The organism is Microbacterium sp. Y547, assembly GCF_057669785.1.
The window spans coordinates 20,302-42,587 of sequence record NZ_JBYHFN010000006.1; the positions used below are offsets into that span (position 1 = coordinate 20,302).

28 protein-coding genes and 1 pseudogene are annotated in these 22,286 nt (G+C 70.1%); 11 read left to right on the forward strand and 18 right to left on the reverse strand.

The genetic code is table 11. The features are described from left to right. Window positions 1-23 precede the first annotated feature (23 nt). Entirely contained in the window at window positions 24-479 is a 456-nt protein-coding gene (locus tag AC25Y0_RS10880; protein ID WP_488121893.1) for an SRPBCC family protein, read from the forward strand. Window positions 480-502: 23 nt separating this feature from the next. On the opposite strand, the gene AC25Y0_RS10885 is transcribed toward AC25Y0_RS10880, so the two are convergent. Then, window positions 503-1,024: a gluconokinase gene (locus tag AC25Y0_RS10885; protein ID WP_488121892.1), complete on the reverse strand. Its 522-nt coding sequence runs from the start codon at window positions 1,022-1,024 to the stop codon at window positions 503-505. A 120-nt stretch (window positions 1,025-1,144) separates the two neighbouring features. Between AC25Y0_RS10885 and AC25Y0_RS10890 the strand changes: the two genes are divergently transcribed. From AC25Y0_RS10890 to AC25Y0_RS10905, 4 genes are all read left to right on the forward strand, one after another. Beyond that, window positions 1,145-1,810, forward strand: a complete 666-nt coding sequence (locus AC25Y0_RS10890) for an RraA family protein (protein WP_488121891.1) — start codon at window positions 1,145-1,147, stop codon at window positions 1,808-1,810. Window positions 1,811-1,927: 117 nt separating this feature from the next. Further along, the gene (locus AC25Y0_RS10895; protein ID WP_488121890.1) at window positions 1,928-2,809 is read left to right on the forward strand and encodes a manganese catalase; all 882 of its coding nucleotides are present in this window, start codon (window positions 1,928-1,930) and stop codon (window positions 2,807-2,809) included. A 162-nt stretch (window positions 2,810-2,971) separates the two neighbouring features. Beyond that, window positions 2,972-3,589 carry a manganese catalase family protein gene (locus AC25Y0_RS10900; protein ID WP_488134656.1) on the forward strand — a complete coding sequence of 206 codons (618 nt, stop codon included), beginning with the start codon at window positions 2,972-2,974 and terminating at the stop codon, window positions 3,587-3,589. Between the two features lie 87 nt (window positions 3,590-3,676). Beyond that, a complete protein-coding gene (locus AC25Y0_RS10905) occupies window positions 3,677-4,525 on the forward strand; it encodes an SDR family NAD(P)-dependent oxidoreductase (RefSeq protein ID WP_488134657.1) in 849 nt (282 codons plus the stop codon). A gap of 66 nt (window positions 4,526-4,591) precedes the next feature. On the opposite strand, the gene AC25Y0_RS10910 is transcribed toward AC25Y0_RS10905, so the two are convergent. Continuing rightward, window positions 4,592-4,792: a hypothetical protein gene (locus AC25Y0_RS10910; protein WP_488122306.1), complete on the reverse strand. Its 201-nt coding sequence runs from the start codon at window positions 4,790-4,792 to the stop codon at window positions 4,592-4,594. A 45-nt stretch (window positions 4,793-4,837) separates the two neighbouring features. On the opposite strand from AC25Y0_RS10910, the pseudogene AC25Y0_RS10915 reads away from it, so the two are divergent. Together AC25Y0_RS10915 and AC25Y0_RS10920 are read left to right on the forward strand one after the other, a co-directional pair. Continuing rightward, window positions 4,838-5,005, forward strand: a pseudogene (locus AC25Y0_RS10915) (transposase); the annotation flags it as partial. A 44-nt stretch (window positions 5,006-5,049) separates the two neighbouring features. Further along, window positions 5,050-5,703, forward strand: a complete 654-nt coding sequence (locus tag AC25Y0_RS10920; RefSeq protein WP_488134658.1) for a DUF6226 family protein — start codon at window positions 5,050-5,052, stop codon at window positions 5,701-5,703. A 10-nt stretch (window positions 5,704-5,713) separates the two neighbouring features. On the opposite strand, the gene AC25Y0_RS10925 is transcribed toward AC25Y0_RS10920, so the two are convergent. From AC25Y0_RS10925 to AC25Y0_RS10940, 4 genes are read right to left on the reverse strand one after another with little or no spacing between them, the layout of a single operon-like run. Then, window positions 5,714-6,820: a glycerate kinase family protein gene (locus AC25Y0_RS10925; protein WP_488134659.1), complete on the reverse strand. Its 1,107-nt coding sequence runs from the start codon at window positions 6,818-6,820 to the stop codon at window positions 5,714-5,716. Between the two features lie 19 nt (window positions 6,821-6,839). After that, window positions 6,840-7,709 (reverse strand): 3-methyl-2-oxobutanoate hydroxymethyltransferase, encoded by an 870-nt coding sequence (gene panB, locus AC25Y0_RS10930; RefSeq protein WP_488134660.1) that lies wholly within the window; start codon window positions 7,707-7,709, stop codon window positions 6,840-6,842. Beyond that, window positions 7,706-8,563 carry a pantoate--beta-alanine ligase gene (gene panC, locus AC25Y0_RS10935; protein ID WP_488134661.1) on the reverse strand — a complete coding sequence of 286 codons (858 nt, stop codon included), beginning with the start codon at window positions 8,561-8,563 and terminating at the stop codon, window positions 7,706-7,708. The genes panB and panC overlap by 4 nt, the downstream gene beginning before the upstream one ends. Continuing rightward, window positions 8,560-9,324: a DUF2520 domain-containing protein gene (locus AC25Y0_RS10940; RefSeq protein WP_488121883.1), complete on the reverse strand. Its 765-nt coding sequence runs from the start codon at window positions 9,322-9,324 to the stop codon at window positions 8,560-8,562. The genes panC and AC25Y0_RS10940 overlap by 4 nt, the downstream gene beginning before the upstream one ends. An 84-nt stretch (window positions 9,325-9,408) precedes the next feature. Here AC25Y0_RS10940 and AC25Y0_RS10945 point away from each other — a divergent pair, with 84 nt between their 5' ends. Beyond that, window positions 9,409-10,914 carry an aminotransferase class I/II-fold pyridoxal phosphate-dependent enzyme gene (locus AC25Y0_RS10945; protein ID WP_488121882.1) on the forward strand — a complete coding sequence of 502 codons (1,506 nt, stop codon included), beginning with the start codon at window positions 9,409-9,411 and terminating at the stop codon, window positions 10,912-10,914. Here the strand turns inward: AC25Y0_RS10945 and AC25Y0_RS10950 are convergent. From AC25Y0_RS10950 to AC25Y0_RS10980, 7 genes are all read right to left on the reverse strand, one after another. Beyond that, the gene (locus AC25Y0_RS10950) at window positions 10,860-11,570 is read right to left on the reverse strand and encodes a RibD family protein (RefSeq protein WP_488121881.1); all 711 of its coding nucleotides are present in this window, start codon (window positions 11,568-11,570) and stop codon (window positions 10,860-10,862) included. The two genes, AC25Y0_RS10945 and AC25Y0_RS10950, sit on opposite strands and share 55 nt — an antisense overlap. Then, complete coding sequence (locus AC25Y0_RS10955; protein ID WP_488121880.1) at window positions 11,567-12,568, reverse strand: glycosyltransferase; 1,002 nt, start codon at window positions 12,566-12,568, stop codon at window positions 11,567-11,569. Before AC25Y0_RS10955 ends, AC25Y0_RS10950 begins: the two co-directional genes overlap by 4 nt. Then, on the reverse strand, window positions 12,565-12,966 hold the full coding sequence (locus tag AC25Y0_RS10960; protein ID WP_488121879.1) for a 6-pyruvoyl trahydropterin synthase family protein: 402 nt from the start codon (window positions 12,964-12,966) through the stop codon (window positions 12,565-12,567). Before AC25Y0_RS10960 ends, AC25Y0_RS10955 begins: the two co-directional genes overlap by 4 nt. Further along, window positions 12,963-13,946 (reverse strand): zinc-dependent alcohol dehydrogenase, encoded by a 984-nt coding sequence (locus tag AC25Y0_RS10965; RefSeq protein WP_488134662.1) that lies wholly within the window; start codon window positions 13,944-13,946, stop codon window positions 12,963-12,965. The genes AC25Y0_RS10960 and AC25Y0_RS10965 overlap by 4 nt, the downstream gene beginning before the upstream one ends. Window positions 13,947-14,068: 122 nt before the next feature. After that, window positions 14,069-14,467, reverse strand: coding sequence for a DUF1304 domain-containing protein (locus tag AC25Y0_RS10970; protein ID WP_488121877.1), 399 nt, complete (start codon window positions 14,465-14,467; stop codon window positions 14,069-14,071). Between the two features lie 138 nt (window positions 14,468-14,605). Continuing rightward, window positions 14,606-16,312 (reverse strand): acyl-CoA dehydrogenase family protein, encoded by a 1,707-nt coding sequence (locus tag AC25Y0_RS10975; RefSeq protein WP_488134663.1) that lies wholly within the window; start codon window positions 16,310-16,312, stop codon window positions 14,606-14,608. A 62-nt stretch (window positions 16,313-16,374) separates the two neighbouring features. Further along, a complete protein-coding gene (locus AC25Y0_RS10980) occupies window positions 16,375-16,794 on the reverse strand; it encodes an OsmC family protein (protein ID WP_488134664.1) in 420 nt (139 codons plus the stop codon). 75 nt (window positions 16,795-16,869) lie between these two features. Between AC25Y0_RS10980 and AC25Y0_RS10985 the strand changes: the two genes are divergently transcribed. From AC25Y0_RS10985 to AC25Y0_RS10995, 3 genes are read left to right on the forward strand one after another with little or no spacing between them, the layout of a single operon-like run. After that, the gene (locus AC25Y0_RS10985; protein WP_488121874.1) at window positions 16,870-17,634 is read left to right on the forward strand and encodes an ATP-binding cassette domain-containing protein; all 765 of its coding nucleotides are present in this window, start codon (window positions 16,870-16,872) and stop codon (window positions 17,632-17,634) included. Then, window positions 17,631-18,302, forward strand: coding sequence for a methionine ABC transporter permease (locus tag AC25Y0_RS10990; RefSeq protein WP_488121873.1), 672 nt, complete (start codon window positions 17,631-17,633; stop codon window positions 18,300-18,302). Before AC25Y0_RS10985 ends, AC25Y0_RS10990 begins: the two co-directional genes overlap by 4 nt. A 45-nt stretch (window positions 18,303-18,347) precedes the next feature. Next, window positions 18,348-19,166 carry a MetQ/NlpA family ABC transporter substrate-binding protein gene (locus AC25Y0_RS10995; protein WP_488121872.1) on the forward strand — a complete coding sequence of 273 codons (819 nt, stop codon included), beginning with the start codon at window positions 18,348-18,350 and terminating at the stop codon, window positions 19,164-19,166. A gap of 158 nt (window positions 19,167-19,324) precedes the next feature. On the opposite strand, the gene AC25Y0_RS11000 is transcribed toward AC25Y0_RS10995, so the two are convergent. The 5 genes from AC25Y0_RS11000 to AC25Y0_RS11020 all read right to left on the reverse strand — a co-directional run bounded on the left by AC25Y0_RS11000 (window position 19,325) and on the right by AC25Y0_RS11020 (window position 22,261). Further along, on the reverse strand, window positions 19,325-19,471 hold the full coding sequence (locus tag AC25Y0_RS11000) for a hypothetical protein (RefSeq protein WP_488121871.1): 147 nt from the start codon (window positions 19,469-19,471) through the stop codon (window positions 19,325-19,327). Window positions 19,472-19,596: 125 nt separating this feature from the next. Further along, window positions 19,597-19,782: a hypothetical protein gene (locus AC25Y0_RS11005; RefSeq protein ID WP_488134665.1), complete on the reverse strand. Its 186-nt coding sequence runs from the start codon at window positions 19,780-19,782 to the stop codon at window positions 19,597-19,599. After that, window positions 19,779-20,309 (reverse strand): cation efflux transmembrane domain-containing protein, encoded by a 531-nt coding sequence (locus AC25Y0_RS11010; RefSeq protein WP_488134666.1) that lies wholly within the window; start codon window positions 20,307-20,309, stop codon window positions 19,779-19,781. The genes AC25Y0_RS11005 and AC25Y0_RS11010 overlap by 4 nt, the downstream gene beginning before the upstream one ends. 234 nt (window positions 20,310-20,543) lie before the next feature. Further along, window positions 20,544-20,783 (reverse strand): putative acetyltransferase, encoded by a 240-nt coding sequence (locus tag AC25Y0_RS11015; protein ID WP_488121869.1) that lies wholly within the window; start codon window positions 20,781-20,783, stop codon window positions 20,544-20,546. Further along, window positions 20,780-22,261: an SDR family NAD(P)-dependent oxidoreductase gene (locus AC25Y0_RS11020; RefSeq protein WP_488121868.1), complete on the reverse strand. Its 1,482-nt coding sequence runs from the start codon at window positions 22,259-22,261 to the stop codon at window positions 20,780-20,782. Before AC25Y0_RS11020 ends, AC25Y0_RS11015 begins: the two co-directional genes overlap by 4 nt. Window positions 22,262-22,286: the final 25 nt, after the last annotated feature.

Below are 22,286 nucleotides of genomic sequence, written 5' to 3' on the forward strand. Positions count from 1 at the left end.
ACGACCAACAGAGAGGACCCATCGTGGTGCAGATCATCGAGACCATCGACGTCGACGTCCCCGTCAGCACGGCCTACAACCAGTGGACGCAGTTCGAGAGCTTTCCGCACTTCCTCGACGAGGTCGACGAGATCACGCAGATCGACGACACCCACACGCGGTGGAAGGTGACCGTCGCAGGGCAGCAGCGCGAGTTCGATGCCGAGATCACCGAGCAGCACCCCGACGAGCGCGTCGCGTGGAGAAGCGTCGGGGGCGAGACCGAGCACGCCGGTGTCGTGACCTTCCACAAGCTGACCGATACGTCGACGCGCGTCACGGTCCAGCTCGACTGGGAGCCCGAGGGCGTCGCCGAGAAGCTCGGTGCCCTCGTCGGCGCCGGAGGCCACGCCGTGCGCAAGGACCTGAAGAACTTCAAGGAGTTCATCGAATCCCGCGGTGTCGAGACCGGGGGCTGGCGCGGCGACGTCGAAGCCTGACCGCTCCCCCGGCACTCGCCGCCCTAGGGCAATGCTCGTCGACCGAGCCAGGCGACCGCCCCGGCGGTGAGTGCCGGCGGATCCGCGGCGACGTCGAGTTCGACCCCCAGCTCGTCGGGCCCGAGGGGTTCGAGCGCCTCGAGCTGCGACGCGAGAAGGGCGGGCGGCATGAAGTGACCGCGACGCCGCGCGGCGCGCGTGATGAGCAGCTGAGGTGATCCGCCGAGGTGCACGAACACGACACTCGGCGCCACCTCCCGAATGCGGTCGCGATAGCGGCGCGCGAGTGCGCTGCAGGCGATCACGAGGTCTCGACGCCGGGTCGCGGCATCCGCGAATCGTGCGCCGACCGCGTCGAGCCAGGGCCATCGATCGTCATCGGTGAGTGAACGGCCCGACGCCATCTTGGCCGTGTTCTCGATCGGGTGCAGATCGTCGGCGTCGATGAACTCGGCGCCGAGCTCATCTGCCAGCAGTGCCCCCACCGTCGACTTGCCCGAGGCCGACACTCCCATGACGCACACCTGCACGTGCTGTGCGTCCATGGCGAGCTCCGTTCCCGACGTCGTCTCCAGTGAAGCACGCCCCGATTCCCGCGAGACGGCAACCTGAGTCGCCCGCGCGCCGCACTGTACTCCGGGGGCGCCGTGCGATGTCATGGACGTATGAGCCTGCTCGATCGTTACGCCACCCTGGAGACCTCCGCCGTCAGCGATGCGCTGGATTCTCTGAGCCTGCTGTCCGGAGTGGGCGGGCTCCTCCCGCTCACGGTCGACGCGCCGGTCATCGGCTATGCGCGCACGGCGCAGCTCGAGCCGCGCCACCAGGACGTGCTGCACACGCATATCCTCACCGAGGTGGTGGATGCCGCCGGCGAGGACGACGTCCTGGTCGTCGACAACGACGGACGCACCGACGTCGCGGCGTGGGGTGGCATCCTCGGACTGGGCGCGAGTCTTCGCAGCATCCGCGGCGTCATCATCGACGGCGCCATGCGCGACGTGCAGGAGAACCGCCGGCTCGGCCTCGCCGTCTACGCCCGCGCCACGGTCCCTGCGTCTGCGCGCGGCCGACTGCAGCAGCGCACCGCCGGGCAGCCCGTGCACATCGCCGGTCGCGTCGTGCACGAAGGCGATCTGGTGTTCGCTGATCCGACAGGCTTCGTCGTCGTCCCGCGCGCTCACATCGACACCGTGCTCCGTCAGGCCGAGACGGTCGTCGCAAGCCGACGGGCGATCAGCGACGACGTCCGCAGCGGACTCGGCCTGCGCGACACGATGACCGATGCGCGCCTGGCCGGAACCGAGCGCCCCGCGAACCCCGTGTCCTGACCCTCTGCCAATATCGGTTCCTCGCTCCCGCTGCAACCCCCGTGCATTGCAGCGTCAATCGGCGTGGAGTGATTTCATCCGCCGTTCCCCCAACCCGCGGCGGGTGAGGAGAGTGACATGTACTTCCACCGGCAAGAGCTCCAGCACAAGGCGACGCCGGAGCGCCCCGACGCCGTCTACGCGCGCAAGCTGCAAGAAGTGCTGGGTGGCCAGTACGGCGAGATCACGGTCGCGCTGCAGTACCAGTTCCAGGCGTGGAACATGCACATCCCCGGCAAGTACCGCGACCTCGTCTTCGGTATCGGCGCAGAGGAGATGGGCCACGTAGAGATGCTCGCGGTCATGATCGCGCAACTGCTCGAGAAGTCTCCGCTCGGCATCACCGAGGATGCCGTCCAGGCGGATCCCACCGTGGCCGCCGTCATCGGCGGCACCGATGTGCAGCACGGCATCGTCGCGGGCGCGGGAGCGCGCGCCGTGGACAGCATGGGCAACCCCTGGTCGGGGTCTTACATCACGGCGAGCGGCAATCTGCTGGCGGACTTCCAGGCGAACGCCAACGCCGAAATGCAGGGTCGCGTGCAGGTCGCCCGGCTCTACCACATGACCGATGACCACGGCGTGCGAGACCTGCTGAGCTTCCTGCTCGCCCGCGACACGATGCACCAGAATCAGTGGCTTGCGGCCTGCGCTGAGCTCATGGAGGAAGGCACCGAGGAGCTTCCCGTGCCCAGCAACTTCCCACTCTCGAAAGAGGAACGCGACGTCTCGTACCAGTACATCAATTTCTCGGACGGCCCAGCCGCCGCCGACGGTCGCTGGGCGAGCGGCCCCACCCCCGACGGCCACGGAGAGTTCTCGTACGTCGCCGAGCCGACAGCAGAGGCACCGATGCCGCCCCCGACGCACCCCGACTCTCGGTTCTACGGAACGACCGAGCTGCCGAACACCGTCGAGAAGCTCGCGGGCGCCGCGCAGGACAAACTGAAGCGGGAATAGCGCGCCCCTCACGCTCGACCGCCGAACCCTTGCGATCGACGGTCTCCCCCTGCCATTAGCCGGTCCTCGCCCGGTCCGCAATCCCCGTGCTTTGCCGTCTCGATCGGCGTGGAGTGGTCCCATCCGCTGTCTCGTCGACGGGCGGCGGGTGAGGAGGGGGCCATGTTCGTCCCTTGGCGAGATCTTCTGCGCACGGTGAGCCCGGAGCGCCCCGACGCCGTCTACGCGCGCAAGCTGCAAGACGTGCTGGGCGGCCAGTACGGCGAGATCACGGTCGCCCTGCGGTACCAGTCCCAGGCATGGAGCATGTCTCTCCCCGGCAGGTACCGCGACCTCGTGTTCGAAATCGGGGCGGAAGAGATGGGCCACGTCGAGATGCTCGCTGTGATGATCGCGCAGCTGCTCGAGAAGTCTCCACCGGACATCACCGAGCACGCCGTGCGGGCGGATCCCACCGTGGCCGCCGTCATCGGCGGCACCGACGTGCAGCACGGCATCGTCGCGGGCGCACCCGCCGCCGACGGCATCGGCGCACTCTCGTCGGGGTCGTCCACCACAGCGGGTGGGCATCTGCTCTCGGAGTTCCGATCCAACGTCCACGCCGAGGTGCACGGCCGCCTGCAGATCGCCAGACTCCATCGCCTGACCGACGACCACGGCGTGCGAGACCTGCTGAGCTTCCTGCTCGCCCGCGAGACGGTGCACCGCAACCAGTGGCTGGCGGCCTGCGCGGAACTCATCGAGACAGGCGCCGCCCGAAGGGCAGGCGCGAACGAGTAGCGCAGTCCCGTCCCTGCCGGGCCCCTCACCTCCTGAGGAGCTCGATTATGGTTCGAAGACCGACGAATCACAGCGACCGGAGGATCCATGACCGACCGACGCGAGAACAACCCCGTCCGCGGGGCGACGGTGCTCATCACGGGCGCGGCCCGCGGGATGGGCGAGATCTACGCGCGGCGCGCCGTGACCGCGGGGGCCCGCGCGATCGCCCTGTGGGACATCGACGAAACTCTCGCGCAGCAGGTCGCCGCCGAACTGTCGCGATCCGGTGTCGATGCGCGCGCCTATCGCGTCGACATCTCGCAGCTCGACGACATCCGGCGCGGAATCGCCCAGGTGCGTGACGATCTCGGCGCACCCGACATCGTGATCAACAACGCCGGCATCGTGCGGGGCGCACCCTTTTGGGAGCACGATCCCGAACGCGACATCGAGGCGACGATACGGGTCAACGTGCTCGCCGCGATGTGGCTCACGCGCGAAGTGCTGCCGGACATGATCGCGGATGCCGCCAGACCCAAGCGCATCCTCAACATCGCCTCGGCCGCGGGCACCCTCGCCAACCCGAACATGAGCGTCTACGCGGCTTCGAAGTGGGCGATGATCGGCTGGAGCGACTCGGTGCGCCTCGAGCTCGAAAAGGCCGGACATCGCCACGTCGCCGTCACGACGTTCTGCCCGAGCTACGTCTCGACGGGCATGTTCGCGGGCGCGCGCGGGCCGCTGATGACCCCCATCATGACGCCGAGACAGGCAACGGCCGCCGCGTGGAACGGCATGGTGCGCGGCACCCCGGTCGTCCTGCGACCGTGGACGGTGAAGCTCGCGATGGCGCTGCGCGGGGTGCTGCCGACCCGGGTATGGGACACCGTCGCGGCGCGCGTCTTCAAGGTCTACTCCTCGATGGACGAGTTCACGGGGCGCCCGGGCGGCTGACTGCTCGAGGTACAGCCGACGTGCCCGATCTCAGATTCACGATCGGGCACGTCAGATGCTGCTCCGTTAGTCGGCAGTCACACGCGAGACGTCGTCGGCGGGCACCGCCTCGATGTCTTCCTTGTTCGTCTCCGGACCGAAGGCCAGCGCGACCAAGGTGACCGCAGTCAAGAATCCCAGGTAAACGATGATGATCCACCAGTGACCGAACGAAGCGATGAGCGCCGTCGCTATGAGGGGGAGGAATCCGCCCGTCAGATCGCGCACCGCCGGAAGAGGAGTGGACGGCCGATCGACTTCGGCGAGCAACAGAAGGAGCGTTACAAGGACCGCAATGTGGTCGAGCGGTGCTTCAATCGGCTCAAGCAGGGGCGCGGGATCGCGATGCGCTCCGACAAGCTCGCCCGCAACTACCGCGCCGCAGTCTGTCTCGCCGCAACGCTCATCTGGATCAAGACGGACCTCTCCCGTTCGGCCTGAGCGACGGCTCGACCGATGTCGCGTCTATGCGCGAGGATGACGAGGTGAGTTCCTACGTGCGTCCGTCGATCGACGCGCCGATCTTCCGTGACGCCGATGGGCAGATCATCGATTACGGGAACCGGTGGGATGGGTCGCCACCGGAGGACACATACTCGGTAGACACGCACCCCGAACGATTCGCGCCGCTCCACACCGTCGCCGACGCTCTCATCGCGCACCTCCGTGACACCTACGACGTCGAAGTCGAGGAGGGCGTGGAAGCAGCCGAGGATCTGCTCCATGCCTCGTATCACGAGGTGGTGCGAGCCGCACGGATTCGACCGAAGGACCCGACATGCGCATCCGTGACCTTGGTCTTCACCGCGTACCCGGGGATCTACATGCACGCGGGAGTGCTCAATGACTTCCACTATCCGGTCTGCGGATGCGACGCCTGCGACTCGAACTGGCCAGCCGAAGCCGACAACCTCGAGCGACAAGTGCTCGCCGTCGTGACCGGGCACTATCACGAGACCATCGAACGACGAGACCTCGACGCCTGGGTCGGGTATGCGTTCACGTATCCCGATGGCGCGAACTCGGGGGGATCCCGGGAGCAAGGCATTGCGCCCGAGCGACTCAAGGCCGCGGAAGCAATCCTGCGGAACGTCTCCGGGCCATGGGCCGAGTGGCCCAGCAACGCGTCATCCTCTTGATCAACACGGCCTAGCAGCGCGCGCGGTCTGCCGCCGTCGCGCCCGCCACTTTGAGCCATCGAGCGGTATCCGCCATCGCGGCCTCCGCGTCGCCGGCGAGCTCAGTGAGCGACACCGTCGTGCTGCCCGGGGCCTCCCCCTCCACAGCGCCGGCGATCACGATCGACCCGGCGCGCGCCCGTTGGGCGGCACTCAGCACGGAGCCCACGACCTTGCCCGTCCGGCTCGTGGCATCGAACCGCCCCTCACCCGTGATCACGACGTCGGCTTGCGCGAGCGCGTCGTCGAGCCCCGTCAGCCGCGAGATCGTCGCGGCGCCGGGCTCGGCGACCGCGCCCCAGAACTCCATGAACCCGAACGCCGTGCCGCCGGCCGCCCCCGCCCCGGGCAGGGCCCGGGCGGCATCGGATGCTCCCGCGGCATCCGCGAAGAGCCGCAGCGCGCGCTCCAGATCGGCGATCTGATCGGGCGTCGCGCCCTTCTGCGGCCCGAATGTCTCCGCGGCGCCGCCGGCCCCGAGCAGCGGCGCCGTGACATCGCACAGCAGGCGGATGCCACCCGGCGGCGGCGCGAGGAGGTGCGCACGCTCGACGACGCGCACGTCGAAAAGCCCGGCGGCCCCGTCCGCGATGGGCCTCCCCTGCCCGTCGAGCAGGCGCAGTCCGAGGGCGGCCAGCGCGCCGGCGCCGGCGTCGGTCGATGCCGAGCCGCCCAGTCCGAGCAGCACACGCCGAGCGCCGTCGGCGAGTGCCCGCGCGATGACCTCGCCGACGCCGCGCGTCGTCGCGCCGAACGGGTCGGGTGCGCGCATGAGCGGGAGCCCCGACGTCAGCGCGAGCTCGATGCACGCCGTGCCGTCGGGCAGGAGCAGATAGCTCCCCGGCGCCGGGGAGCCGTCGGGACCGGTGACCGGCGCCGGCTCCGCCCAGCGCGCCCCCGCGACGGACGCGGCGATCGCGTCGAGCGTTCCCTCTCCGCCGTCGGCCTGCGGCAGCGTCACGATCGTGTCGTACGGGCGCACCGAACGCCATCCGCGCGCGATGTTCTCGGCCACCGCCCGCGCATCGAGAGTGCCCTTGAACGAGTCCGGCGCGACGACGACCGTGAGCGCCCTCACTGCCCCTTCGCCTCCGGCATCACAGCGCTGAGGTCCGCCGTTCCAGCGCCGCGCGGGCAGCTTCGACGGCTTCGGGGCGCGACCGGTACGTGTGCTCGGCGGCGGGGAACGCCCCGCTTCGGACGGCGTCGGCATACGCGGCGACGCCGGCGGTCATGGCATCGCCGATGTCGGCGAACCGCTTGACGAAGGTAGGGAGCTTGCCCGGCGTGATGCCCAGCAGGTCGTGCAGCACGAGCACCTGCCCGTCGGCCGGTCCTGCGCCGATGCCGATCACCGGAATGCGCAGCGCCGGGAGCACGACGGCGAGAATCTCGGCGGGCACGGCTTCGACGACGAGCGCGAACGCTCCGGCATCCTGCACGGCGAGGGCATCGTCGACCAGACGCGCGGCGGAATCCTCCGTGCGGCCCTGGGCTCGCAGGCCGCCCAGCGCGACGGCGGTCTGCGGCGTGAGGCCGACATGACCGACGACGGGGATGCCGGCGTCGACGATGGCCCGGATGCGCGACAGCCGCGGCGGGGTCGCTCCCTCGAGCTTGACGGCGTCGGCGCCCGCGCGCTTGACGAAGTGCACGGCTGTGGCGACGGCCTGCTCGTCCGACACCTCGGTCGAGCCGAACGGCAGGTCGCACACGACGAACGCGGTGTGCACGGCGCGCCGCACGGCGCCGGCCAGCACGAGCATCTCGTCGACCGTGACCGACACCGTCGAGGCGTGGCCGAGCACGACCTGGGCGCCCGAGTCACCCACGAGCACCATGTCGACTCCGGCCGCATCGGCGATGCGCCCCGAGGGATGGTCGTATGCCGTCACCATGACGATCTGCTCGGAATCGGCCTTCATCTGGGTCAAACGCGTGATCGTGATCGGCGCACGGTGCGTCATGACGACTCTCCCTCCGGCGCGAGCACGACGTTGTCGATCAGGCGGGTCGCCCCCACCCGGACGGCGACGGCGACGAGCGCGGCGCGATCGACCTCCCGCATCTCCTCGAGGGTATCCGGGTCGACGATCGCGACGTACTCGGCGGTCAGCCCCGCTGCGGCGAGCACTTCGGCGGCGTGCGCCCGGAGCACACGCGTGTCGCGCTCCCCCGAGGCCGCGGCATCCCGGATCGCGCGAAGCGCACGGGGAATCGAAAGAGCCCGCTCGCGCTCAGACGGGGACAGCAGAACGTTGCGACTGGATCGCGCGAGCCCGTCGGCGTCGCGTGAGGTGGGGCGGACGGCGATGCGCACGGGCAGTCCGAGATCCGTGACGGCACGGCGCACGATGACGACCTGCTGCGCATCCTTGGCACCGAAGTACGCGACATCGGGCCGCACCGCCAGCAGCAGCTTGACGACGACGGTGGCGACGCCGTCGAAGTGCCCGCGGCCGCGGTGCGCACCCTCGAGCGTCTCGGCGATGTGGCCCGTGACGCTCACCGTCGTGGCAGAACCGGCGGGGTACATCTCAGAGGCTGTCGGCACGAACACGATGTCTGTGCCGACGGATGCCGCCAGCTCGGCATCGCGCTGCTCGGTGCGCGGATACGCATCGAGGTCGGCGGCGTCCGTGAACTGCGTCGGGTTGACGAAGATCGACAGCACGACGGTGTCGTCGGCCTCGCGCGCCGCGCGCAGGAGGGTCAGGTGGCCCTCGTGGAGAGCACCCATGGTGGGGACGAAGCCGACACTCCCGCTTCCGCGTGCGGCGAGCGCGTCGCGCAGTTCGGCGACGGTGCGAACGACGATCATGACGGTCTCCCCTGCGGCTCTGCGGCGGCCAGGTCCCGCGTCGCCGACACGAGCGCGTCGAAGAGCTCGAGGCGTCCGGGCAGACGCTCGGCGACAGCGGCACGCTGCTGTCGCACGGTCTCGTCGTCTCCGCGGGCGATCGGGCCCGTGAGCGCGACGTAGGCGCCGTGGTCCGCCCAGTTCTCGACCGCCGCACGCACGAGCGGCACGAGGGCCGACCGGTCGACACCGGCGGTCGCGGCGAGTTCCGCGGCGAATCCCTCGACGGTCACGAGGAAGTTCGCGGCGATGCTCGCTGCGGCGTGGTACGCGACGCGATCGACGTCGTCGACCTCGAAAGCCTTCAGACCGAGAGCCGTCGCGAGCATCGCGGCCGCGCGCGCGGCCCGCGGCGTCGAGGCCGCGAGCGCGGCGGGGACCCCCGCGAAGCGGGCGCCGGCACCCGTGACGGTCATGAGCGGATGGATGCTGAACGCCTCGTGCCCCGCGAGGGGGTCGAGCGTCAGCGCACCCGAGAGATGCCCCACCAGTCGTCCCGGCGCGATGTGGGCCGCGGCCTCGGCGATCGCGGTGTCCGGCACGGCGAGCAGCACGATGTCGACGTCCTCACCCGTCGCACCCCGTGCGGCGGGCCCGCGCACCGCGACGCCGGCATCGGCGAGGGCCGCCGTGAGGGCGGCGCCCATCCGTCCGGCACCGACGACGAGGACGGTCTCGCCGAGCGTTGCGTCGGGCGTCGAGGTCGAGTCTTCGGGATTCACTGTGGGGATGCTATCGCGCACGCGCCGCAGCGGGGCGCGCCCTGCCGAGGCCCCCTCGGCGCCGTCCTCGCTAGGGTCGTGCGTGTGCCCAGCCTCATCCCCCACGATGCGCCGCTCCTCGACGCATGGCAGCGCTACATGGCGGCCGCCGACGCCGGCGCCGTCACGCCGTTCAGCATCCCCGGCCACAAGCACGGACGCGACCTCGTCGGCGAGGTGATCCGCGGCGATGTGCCGCTGTTCGCCGGTCTCGACACGATGAAGCAGTCACACGGTCTGCTCGCCGACGCCGAGGCGCGCGCCGCTGCAGCGTGGGGCGCGGACTGGGCGCGGCTGTCGACGGGCGGATCGACGCACGCGAATCAGGCGGTGGTGCTCGCACTCGGCCGCCCCGGCCAGTCCGTCGTCGTCTCGCGCACGCTGCACCGTTCGGTGCTGCTCGGCATCGTGTTCGCGGGCCTGCGACCGGTGTGGGTGCGGCCCGAGATCGATGCCGTGACGGGGCTCCCCGGCGCCGTGCCGGTCGAGGTGGTGGCATCGGCGCTCGCGGCGAACCCTGACGCGTGCGGTGTCCTGATCGGCGACCCCTCGTATACCGGCACCCTCTCGGACATCGGCGAGATCGCTCGGGTCGCGCATGCGGCCGGGGTGCCGCTCGTCGTGGATGCGGCGTGGGCGGCGTACTTCGGCTTCTCGCCGCTCGTGCCCGGTCACGCTCTCGCCCGGGGCGCGGATGCGCTCGTGACGAGCGCACACAAGACGCTGCCGGCCTGGAGTCAAGCGGCCCTGCTCATCGCCCGCACGACGCGCGCGGGCGGCCTGCTCGACCCCGACCGGCTCGAGCGCGGGTTCGAGGCGTCGCACTCGACGAGCCCTGCCGGAGCGATCCTCGCGAGCACCGACGCGTCGCGCGCGCTGCTCGAGCACGACGGCGAGCGCCTCATCGGCCGGCTCGTCGCCCTGGTCGCGCGCGCCCGCGCCCGGCTCAGCGCGGTCGAGGGCGTCGAGGTGCTGCAGAGCCGGGCCGGGCTCGCCGTCGATCCCGCGAAGCTGGTCGTGCTCATCGCCGGCACCGGCGCCCACGGGCACGCGATCGAGGCCGACCTGCTCGACCGCGGGATCAGCCTCGAGATGGCCGACCGCGACGTGCTCGTGCCGATGATCACGCTCGCCGACGACGAGCAGACGGTCGACCGTCTCGTCGACGGCCTCATCGTGGCCGTCGACCGTCACCGCGGCAGCGCGCGCGAGGTCGCGGCTTCATCGGCCTGGGTCGTCGAACCGCGTCAGGCGCTCACCCCGCGCGAAGCGTTCTTCGCCGCGCACGAGAGCGTCGACGCCGACGCCGCGGTCGGGCGCCCCTGCGCCGAGCTGATCGCGCCCTACCCGCCCGGAGTGCCCGTCCTCGCTCCCGGCGAGGTCGTGACGCAGGCCGCACTCGATGCGCTGCGCGCGACGCGCGCCGACGGCGGTCGCATCGCCTATGCGGCCGACCCGACTCTCGCGACGATCCAGGTCGTCGCGGCCGCGGCGGCTCACGGCGTCGTCGCCCCGGCGGCCTCGCTCGGACACCGCGACGACAGCGCGTAGCGCAGCAGCACGACATCGCCGATGGGCCGCGTCTCGAGAAGCTGCGCACGGTGCTCGTCGTCCCACGGGAACTCTCCCGGGTGCACGAAGCGCGGCGCGCCTGCCTCCCCCACGAAGAACGGCGCGATCACGAGCTGCAGCTCGTCGGCGAGGCGCTGCACGAGGAACTGCGTGTGCACACGCCCGCCGCCTTCGACCATGAGCCTCCCGATGCCCCGCGCCCCGAGGTCGGCGATGAGCTCGGCCATCGGCGTCTCGCCGTCCAAGCCCACGATCGCCGCAAGATGCCCCAGTTCTCTCGTGAGGTGCCCGACCGCGCTGCGGGGACAGTAGACGATCTTCTCGACATCGCCGAGCGTGAAGAACGACGAATCGGCGGGCAGATCGCCGGTCGCCGTGATCGTGACCTTCGCGGGCGTCGCGGGAAGGCCCTGCGCGACCCGTTCGCGACGACGCTCTTCGCTGCGCACGAGCAGTCGCGGATTGTCCCGGCGCACCGTCGAGGCGCCGACCATGATGGCGTCGTTGTCGGCTCGCAGCTGGTCGACGCGGTCGAAGTCGGCCTCGTTCGACATCGCCAGCCGGTGCGGCGCGGCACTGTCGAGGCATCCGTCGAGCGACATCGCTGCGCTGAGCGTCACGTACGGCCGCGTCATCGCACACCCGCCAGGGCATCCGAGACGCGTGCCACGGTCGTGTCCCACCCGCGTCGGAGCGGACGGGCGCGCCGGGCTGCCTTCGTGAGACGACCGCGCAGAGCCGGGTCGGTCATCCACTGCCGAAGGGCGTCCGCGAGCGCTCCGGCGTCGCCGGGCGGCACGAGCAGTGCGGCGTCCTCGGCGACCGCCTCGGGCACACCGCCCACCCTGCTCGCGATGACGGGGATACCCCGCGCCTGCGCTTCGCCGGCGACCATGCCGTACGCCTCGACGCGCGTCGGCACGACGAGCAGATCGGTGCGGTCGTACAGGCGGTCGACCTCCTCCGCCGAGCACACACCGACGAGGTCGACGCGTTCATGCAGACCGGCCTCGTGCAGCTGATCGCGAAGGCCCTCGACGAAGGCAGGATCCACATCGGTCGCGCCCGCCAGCGTGCAGTGCCAGTCAGGGATGCCGGTGAGTTCAGTCAGCGCCGCGATCAGGACGTCCTGCCCCTTGTGCGGCGCGAGCACGCCGACGCACAGCAGGCCTCTGCCATCGGGCGTCCCGCTCGCGACGGCGGCGGGAGCGGTGCCCGGAGCGGCCACCGCGATGTCATCCCGCTCGAGCTGCGCCGCCGTCCAATCGCTCGTCGCGATGACAGCGCGTGCCGCGCGCACAGCGCGCCGCTCGCGTTCGACCATGGTGGGCTCGGGCTGCGGAAACGCCGAGGACACCATGTGCGCGAGCACGACGATCCGCAGTCGCTCAGAGGCGGCCTCGATCGCCCCAGCCGAGGCCCCCGCCACGAGCCCGTCCACGAGCACGAGGGCGCCGTCGGGTTCTGCCTCGAGCGCGCGCCGGGCCTCCGCGGGCTCGACCTCGACGGTGCGCACGCGCCACCCCGTGCGCAGGAGCCCGTCGCGCACCTGACGGTCGTACACGTTCCCCCCGCTCACCCGCGCGGGATCATCGAGCCCACGTGGCACGACGAAGCTCAGGGCATCCGTCACAACGAGACCTCGTAGGTGGCCCAGGCGATGTGCGATTCGTGCAGCGTCACGGCGATGGCGTCGATCCTGTCGGCGCCCTCCCCGAGATCACCGTCGCGCGCCGCCGTCACGAGCTGCTGCGCGACGTACTCGCACAGTCGCTCCGTCGTCGTGTTGACGCCCGTGAAGCGCGGATCATCGTCGAGGTTGCTGTAGGTCAGCGACGACAGGATGCCGCTCAGCACCTCAGAGGCGCGGCCGATGTCGACGACCACACCGTTCGCATCGAGCTCGGCGGCACGGAAGGCCGCGTCGACGACGAAAGTCGCCCCGTGCAGCCTTTGCGCGGGGCCGAACATCTCGCCGCTGAAGCTGTGCGCGATCATCATGTGGTCGCGCACCGTGAGCGTGTAGGTCATTCGTCGTCCTTCCAATCGATGACGTGGCAGAGCCCGCGCAGCTCTCCGGCGGCGATCGCCGCCATCGTCTCGGGCAGTCGGGTCCACGATGACTCGCCCGTGAGAAGTGCGTCGTAGGCGGGGTCGCGCAACAGCCGCAGCGCGATCTCGAGCCGATCCCCGGTTGTGCGGGTTCCGCGTCGGCGCGCGGGCACGACGCCGACCTGGCTCGAGCGGATCGTGAGCCTTCGCGAGTGGAAGTCCTCGCCCAGCGGCAGACTGACTTCGCGGCTGCCGAACCAGCTGGCCTCGATGATCTCGCCCTCGGTCGCCGCGGTGCGAAGCGCCGTGCGCAGGCCCTCGGCGGATCCGCTCGTGTCGATCACGATCTCCCGGCCGGGAGGAGCGTCGTCGGGCAGGTGGAACGCGACGTCGAGCGCGGCGCACACGTCGGCCTTCGTCTCGTCGACATCGACGACCGCGATCTGCACGCCCGGGATGCCGCGGGCCAGACGGGCGACGGCACAGCCGATCATGCCCGCACCGATCACGGTGATGCGGTCGCCGACGAGAGGTGCGGCATCCCACAGAATGTTGACCGCCGTCTCGACCGCTCCCGCGAGCACCGCGCGGCGGGCGGGCACGCCGTCGGGCACGGGGAGGAGTGCGTCCTCGGGCACGACGAAGGCGGATTGGTGCGGCGCGAGGGTGAAGACGGTGCGGCCTTCGAGACTCGACGGCCCGGTCTCGACGACGCCGACGTTCAGGTAGCCGTACTTCACGGGCGCCGGAAAGTCCCCCTCTTGGAGGGGCGCCCGCATGCGGGAGTGCTCGCGCTCGGGCACCTCACCGCGAAACACCGTCGACTCGGTTCCCCGGCTGATGCCGGTGTACGTCGTGCGCACGCGGGCTTCACCGAAGTCGGGATCGCGTATCTTCTCGCGTCGAAGCGCACCGCGGCCGGGTTCTTCCACCCAGAAAGACGTGGCCTGCACCGTCATCCGACCCCCTTCGTCATCGCCGAGACAGTTCGCCACCGTCGACCGGTCAACGCGGCTCACCCCACCATCCCGCATCGCGCGAATAGTGGCGAGGGGGTTGCCAACGGCCCGCGCTCAGGGCATCACGCGAAGAGCATCAGCACGAACCCGACGAGGGGCAGGGTCCCCTGCACGAGCGCCGCCCGCAGATAGCCGCGACCGGTGGTCAGCAGCACGAGCGCCGCCGCGGCCATCGACCCGAGCGCGAACAGCACGAGCGTGAACCCCGCGACCGACACCGTGGTCCCGCGCTCATCCGCGAAGAAGAGCACGATCCCGATGATCGCGCCGATCCCGAGGAACAGGTTGTAGAACCCTTGGTTGTACGCCATGGACTTCGTCGCGTCGGCCGCCGCTTGATCGCGCACGCCGAACCGACGCCAGATCCGCGGTCGACTCCACTGCACGCTCTCCATGACGAAGATGTAGACGTGCAGGAGGGCCGCGAGCGCTGCGGCAACCGCGGCGAGGATCGCGATCATGCCGAAGGATAGCGCGCTACCGGGCTCGCCGTGTGGTATGCGCTCAATCTCCGCCGTCGAGGAGCCCGTTGTATCGCAGCCGCAGCGCTCGCTCCGTGCTCGCGACGAGCGTCATCAGCTGCAGCGGCAGCGCAGGGATCAGGCGATCTCGCCGGCGGCCACCGTCTCGGCGAGCGCGTGCACGCGGGGCAGATGGTGCGCGCTGTAGAACCTCGCGGCGGTCAGCCGTGCCGCATCCGTCTCGGTCTCGGCAGGGTGCGCGAGCACGGCGGCGACCGCCTGCGCGTGCATCCATCCGCCGGCGAGTGTGCCGAGCAGCATGAGGTAGGGCACGCTGACGGCGTACGCGTCGCGCGATCCGTCGAACGCGAGCAGGGCGGTCGTGGCGCGTCGGGCCGCCTCGACGGCGCGCGTCAGCGGGTCGCCCGTCGCCGCGTCGAGAGGACGAAGAGCGGCCACCGTCTCGTCGATCAGGTCGAACAGGTGCTCTGCCGTCTTGCCGCTGTCGCGCAGCACCTTGCGTCCGACGAGATCGTTGGACTGGACCGCCGTCGTGCCCTCGTAGATCGTCGTGATGCGCACGTCGCGGTAGTGCTGCGCGATGCCCGTCTCTTCGATGAAGCCCATTCCGCCGAAGACCTGCACCGCGTCGCTCGTGACGCCGATGGCGTCTTCGGTCGTCCAGCCTTTGAGGATCGGCACGAAGAACTCGGCGAGGGTCGCGACCGCCGGATCGGTCTCGCCACGGTCGAGCAGGTCGCCCACGTAGACCCCGAGCGCCCGCATCGCGAAGATCTTGCTCGACATCGACAGCAGCAGTCGACGAACGTCGGGGTGCTCGGCGATCGGCGTCCCCGCGGGACGGTCGAGCACGCGACCCTGCAGGCGCTGCAGGGCGTAGTCGGCGGCACCCTGGTACGCGCGATCGGCGATGCCGGTCGCCTGGAATCCCATGCCGGCGCGCGCCGAGTTCATCATGACGAACATGCCTGCAAGGCCCCCGTGCAGCTCGCCGACGAGGTAACCGGTCGCGTCGGCGTAGTCCAGCACACAGGTCGGGCTGCCGTGGATGCCCAGCTTGTGCTCGATCCCGACCGTCGTGATGGCGTTGCGCTCCCCGAGCGAGCCGTCGCCGGCCACGAGGAACTTCGGCGCGACGAACAGCGAAAGGCCCTTCGCCCCCTCGGGTGCTCCCGGCGTGCGCGCCAGCACGAGGTGGACGATGTTCTCGGCGATGTCGTGATCGCCCCACGTGATGAAGATCTTCTGCCCGCGGATCGCCCAGCTGCCGTCGCCGCGCGGCGTCGCAAGCGTGCGGATGGCGCCGAGATCGGTGCCCGCGGCAGGTTCGGTGAGGTTCATCGTGCCCGTCCAGCGCCCGGACACGAGCTGGGTCAGGTAGGTCTCGCGCAGTTCATCGGATGCCGCAGCGTCGAGCGCGTGGATCTGCCCGGCCGTCAGCAGCCAGCACAGCGCGAACGCCGCGTTCGACGCGTTCCACATTTCGCCGAGACCCGCGCGGATGCCGCCGGGCAGCCCGTCGCCGCCCGCCGAGACGGGAGCCTCGGCGGTGACCCATCCGGCCTCGACAAAAGCCTGGTAGGCCTCGGCGAAGCCGCCGGGCAGGTGCACGTCGCCGTCTTCGAGGCGGGCGCCGACCTGGTCGCCGATCCTTTCGAGGGGGGCGATGACCGACGCCGCGAACTCACCCGCCGCGGCGAGGATCTCGGTCGCGTCATCAGCGGTGAGCTCCCCTGCGGTCGCGCGGGCGACGAGGTCGGTGCCGAACACCTCGCTCAGCAGGAACGTGTAGTCCTCGATCGGGGGACGGTACGAATCGACCATGTGAGCCTCTTTCACGCGACGACGACAGTGACACTGCGGGTCAGTCTACGTGCGACTACGTATCATGCGGCCGAGAATTCCTCGGCATGGACGCGCACCGTCGCCGCTCCGGCGAGCAGCTTGGACACGGGGCACCGTGCGTGGGCGGCGCCGAGAACGCGCTCCGCTTCGGCGGCGTCGGCATCCTCGACCGACAGGTAGGCGTCGACGTGGAACTCGAGCCCGGGGCCGGGGTCTGCGTCGTGCAGTTCGACCTCGACGCGCACGGCCGTGCGCTGTGCGCCGCGCACGATCACCTGCGCCGTCGCATTGAGGCAGGTCGCCCAGGCCAGGGCGACGAGCTGTTCGGGATTGGTCGCGGCGGCGGTGGGCGAACCCTCCGCGAGCGGGGAGGCCACGGTCACCTCGAGACCTCCCGGCACGAGGCTCACGCCGTCGCCTCCGTCGCGGTTGACAGCTTCGGTTCGGTACCGTGCACTCATCCCATCAGTATAATTGGACGCTGTACAGAAACTAGCCGGGCGGTGTACGGCGCGATCAGGAAGCGACCAGACCCGATGGGCACAATCGAGCCGGCCATCGTGACGTTCGACGCCGTCACGAAGCGCTTCGGCGCGCACACCGAGGGGCGACCCGCCCTGAGCGACGTCGACCTCACGATCGAACGCGGCGAGATCTTCGGCGTCATCGGCGAAAGCGGCGCCGGCAAGTCGACGCTGCTGCAACTCATCAACGGGCTCACGACGGCGACGGCGGGAACCGTGACCGTCGACGGTGCCGACGTCGCCCGGCTCGGGCGGCGCTCCCTGCGCAGGCTGCGCCGTGACATCGGCGTCGTGTTCCAAGGCATCCACCTGCTCAGCAGTCGCACCGTGCGTGACAACGTCGCCCTACCCCTCACACTCGCGAAGCGGACGAACCGCCGGGAACAGCAGGAAGCCGTCGATGAGATTCTCGCGTTCGTCGGGCTCTCTCACCGAGCCGACCACTACCCCGCCCAGCTGAGCGGCGGGGAGCGGCAGCGCGTCGGCCTCGCGCGGGCTCTCGTGGCGCGACCCACCCTGCTGCTCTGCGACGAGCCGACCTCGTCGCTGGACACGGCGACGACCTCCGACGTGCTTCGGGTGCTGCGCGACGCACGCGCCGAGCTCGGCACGACGGTCGTCGTCATCACGCACGACCTCGATGTCGTCAAGGCGCTCTGCGACCGCGCGGCGTTGCTCGAGCGCGGCGTGCTGCAAGAGGTGTTCCGCGTCGCGCGCACCGAGTACCCCACGCTGCCGACGTATCGCGAACAGGTGCGACGGGAGCTGATGTCGTGACCTGGCTCACCGACCTGTTCAGCGAGTACGGCGACGCCATCGTCGAGGCGCTCGCCGAGACGGGCTACATGCTCGTCGTGTCACTCGCCGCCGCCGTGCTCATCGGTCTGCCGCTCGGCGTCGTCGTCTTCCTGACCCAGCGCGGCGGACTGGCCGAGCACCGCGTCTTCTGGACGGCGGCGAACATGTACATCAACATCGTGCGCTCCTTCCCGTTCCTGCTGCTCGTGGTCTTCCTCATCCCGTTCACGCGCCTCGTGATGGGCACGAGCTTCGGCACACAGGCGGCGACCCTCCCCCTCTGCTTCGTCGCCGTCGCCATCTACGCGCGCCTGGTCGAACAGATCCTGCGCGAGATCCCCGCGGGCATCTCGACGGTCGCCGATGCCATGGGGGCGACACTCCCGCAGGCGGTCTTGCGCGTACTGCTTCCCGAGGCCCGATCCGGCCTCGTCTACGCGCTCACCTCGGCGGCTATCAGCCTGCTGTCCTACTCCACGGTGCTCGGCGTCGTGGGCGGCGGCGGCATCGGCGACTTCGCGATGCGCTACGGCTACCAGGAGTACAACGACGCCCTCATGTACATCACGATCCTCATCATCATCGTGTGCGTCCTCGCGATCCAGGCGGTCGGCTACCGCACGTCGCAGCGCCTCGATCACCGCTGAGTCTTCCGCGCAGAAAACCCCACCAGAGAGAAGAGAAGAACCACCATGGCAAAAGCCCGCTTCGGCATCCTCGCCGGCCTCGTCGCCTCCGCGCTCCTCGTCGGAGGCTGTGCATCGGGCGGCGACGCGCAGACCGAGCCCGCCGGCGACGAGCCGGTGACGATCCAGGTCGCCGCGGTCACCTCGCCCATGACCGATGTCGTCAAGGCGGCCGCCGAGGCCATCGAGGACGGCTACGAGATCGAGCTCGTCGAGGTGTCCGACTACGTGACGGCGAACGTCATCGTGAACTCCGGCGAGGTGTTCGCGAATTTCTCGCAGCACGAGCCGTACATGCAGACGTTCAACGCCGGCAACGACGGCACGCTCGTTGCGGTGCAGCCGGTCTACAACTTCGTCATCGCGTTCTACTCCAAGACGATCGACGACATCGCCGACCTTCCCGAGGGCGGCACGGTCGCGATCCCCGACGACTCGTCGAACCTCGGTCGCGCACTCAAGCTGCTCGCCGACGAAGGCGTCATCACCCTCGACCCCGCCGTCGACCCGTACGCCGCGACCGTCGCCGACATCACCGCCAACCCGAAGGACCTCGAGTTCCTCGAGGTCGGCATAAGCGCCCTCAACGCCGCCTACGACGAGGCCGACCTCGTCTTCCAGTGGCCCTCGCACATCAGTGCGCTCGGACTCACCCCTGACGACGACGGCCTCATCACCGAGCTCGACGATCGCTTCGTGCTGAACCTGGTCGTGCGCGATGAAGACGCCAGCTCCGCCGCGACGCAGGCTCTCAAAGCCGCGTTCGCGAGCGACGAGGTGCGCGAGGTGATCGAATCCAACCCAACGATCCAGCCCGCCTTCTGACCGTGAGCGCGACGCCCCGGGCTGGCGCGGGGCCGATTCCACGGGATGGGTCGAACGTCAACCCCGGTGCGGCGGCGGGGTGGCTCGCCTAGCGTCGCGTGGAGGAGAAAGGACTCATCCCATGCGCCGACGACGGCCGGGATTTCGGAAGATGGACGCTAGCGCTCCGCGGGAGCATCGGCGGCCCCCTCGGTCGATCCGCTCGCGGCATCGGCTTGCTGCTCTCCCTCGTGCATCTGCTCGGTGAAGTCATCGCCCGCGAGGTCGGATCCTGGGCGGGTACGGTCCGGGTCGTGTCTGTCCATGCACACCATCGTGCGTCGCACCGCCCGGTGGGGGAACGCCCTTGACACAGCCTGAGGATCCACCGCCGTCACGGCGGGCCGCCGGTGGATGGCGCGCGGCGCGCGATGTCGTGTAGCCGCGCGGTTCAGAGGTTGCGCTCGGTCTGGCGCTCGGAGGGAGCGCCGACCTCTTCGGGCAGCTCCTCGACGGCGGCCCGCACCCAGGGCTGGCGCCGAAGCACCTCGTCGATCTGAGCCGTGAGGGGGTGCGGCTCACTGTCGTCGAAGGTGGTCGCTGCGGTGTCCATCAGGTCGGTGATGGCCGACTTCATGTTCTTGTACCCGTCCCACAGGGTGCTCGCGGCGATGAAGGGGCCGCGACGGAGTCGGTGCACCACAAGCCCAGCCCGATGCCGCCCACGCCGACGATCGAACCGACGGCGGTCATCCAGTCCGCCTTGTTCATGTCGGCATCGGCGTACAGCACCTTGTCGTGCAGCTGCTCGGCGAGCTTCATCTTTACGCGGCCGAAGTACACCGGCAGCGGGATCGTGAGCGCCATGACGAACATCATGAGCCAGCCCAGCCAGACCGTCTGGCCGAAGAGCTCGACCGACCCGATGGGCGGATGCTCGGCCGCGAGGAGGCCCGTTACGGAATCGACGATGAGAAACAGACCCATCGCGAGCAGCGCGACCCCGGCGACGAGGTGGGCGACCCCGACCGCGCGATGGAATCCGTGTGAATTGCCCATCACCAGGTAGACGAGCGCGATCGTGAACCACTCGATGCGGATCGCGCGGCGCAGCGCCTCCTCCTGGCCGGACGGAAGCTCGTTTCTTCCGAAACGGATCGCCATGCCTCAGCCCTCCGCGTTCCGGAGGAACCGCTCGACGCTCACGAGGAACGCGTTCTCGCCCATCGGGGCGAGCATCACATGGCGCCGGGCTGCGCCGTCTGCGTTGGTCGATTCCGTATACGGCGCCGTCGTGGCGGCCGTCTCGGTCCACGGGGTGTCGTCGGTGAAGCCGGCGATGACGAGGTCAGCAGGGGCGGACCCGGGCTAGGATTCGGCCGGTCCGCTACGGGCGCGTCACCGCGGTCGCGGCTCGGGAGCGGGCGGCACTTCCTTCGCCGCGATGATGTCCGCCCTCGCGATGCGGTCGATGCCCCGTTTGCCATCGACCACGACGGTGGTCTCATCGGCGCTGAGCAGCTCACCGAGGGCATCCGTCGCCAGACCGGAGGCGAGCAGGTAGCGCACCACGACGCGGTGGCCGGGTGCGGGGATCGCGATGCGTCCGCGCCCGGCCGCACGTTCGTCAGCGGTCACCAGGCTCCCGGGGCGTAGTCCTTGAGGAAGACGCCGAAGAGGTCTTCGCCGGCTTCGCCGCGCACGATCGGGTCGTAGACGCGCGCCGCACCGTCGACGAGATCGAGCGGAGCATGGAAGCCCTCCTCGGCGAGGCGCACCTTCGTGTAGTGGGGGCGCTCGTCGGTGATCCACCCCGTATCGACGCTCGTCATGAGGATCCCGTCGCTCTCGAACATCTCGCGCGCGCTCGTGCGGGTGAGCATGTTGACGGCCGCCTTCGCCATGTTGGTGTGCGGGTGCCCGGGACCCTTGTACCCGCGGCCGAACACGCCCTCCATGGCACTGACGTTGACGACGTAGGTGCGACGCGCGGGACTCGCCGCCAACGACGGGCGGAGTTTCGAGACGAGGAGGAACGGCGCCGTGGTGTTGGCCAGCTGCACCTCGAGCATCTCGAGCGGGTCGACGTGCTGCACGTGCTGCGTCCACGAGTTGACGTGGTCGAGATCGGGAAGCAATCCGCCCGCATCGATCGCTGTGCCGGCGGCGAGTCGCTCGAGCGAGCTCGATCCCGCCGTCATCGCCTGCTCGGTGAGCTCGTCGGCGCGCGCGGCGGCGGCAGCCAGGATCGGGTGCGCCGTGATCGAGCGCTCAAGAGCCTGGGGATGACGGTCATTGGTGTGGCCGAACGTCACGAGTTCGGGCAGGGGGCCGTCGGGAAGCGGTGCGAGCTCGGCGTCCACGAGCGGCTGATAGGCGCCCGGCGAGCGCCGTACCGTCTGCGTCGCGTTGTTGATGAGGATGTCCAGGGTCCCGGCCGCCGCGACGTCGTCCGCGAGCCCGATGACCTGCGCGGGGTCGCGCAGGTCGATGCCGACGATCTTGAGCCGGTCGATCCACTCGGGCGCATCGGGCAGGCTGCTGAAGCGCCGCACGGCGTCGCGCGGGAACCGGGTCGTGATCGTGGTGTGCGCCCCGTCGCGCAGCAGTCGCAGCGCGATGTACATCCCGATCTTGGCGCGGCCGCCCGTCAGCAGGGCGCGCTTGCCCGTGAGGTCGGTGCGCGCGTCGCGCTTGGCGTGACTCATGGCGGCGCATTCGGGGCAGAGCTGGTGATAGAACGCGTCGACGAGCGTGTACGGCTGCTTGCAGATGTAGCAGGCGCGCGCCTTGATGAGCGTGCCGGCCGTCGGCGCCGTGGTCGCCGTCGAGATCGGGATGCCGCGCGTCTCATCGTCGATGCGGTCGGGTGCTCCGGTCGCCGTCGCGGCGACGACGTCGCGATCGGCCTGCGCGATCGCCTCGCGGATCTCGCGGCGGCGCACCTTCTTGACGGCCTTGAACATCGCGGCCGTCGCGCGGCGCACGGCGACGAAGTCCGGGTGCGTCTCGTCGAGCCCGGCCATCCCGTCCAGCACCCGCAGGGTGACCTCGAGGTCTGAGGGGTCGATGCCGCTGGGCGGCAGGTCGGTCGCGGCAGAAGTCTCGGGAGGCACACGAGATTCTACGACGCGCGGGCTG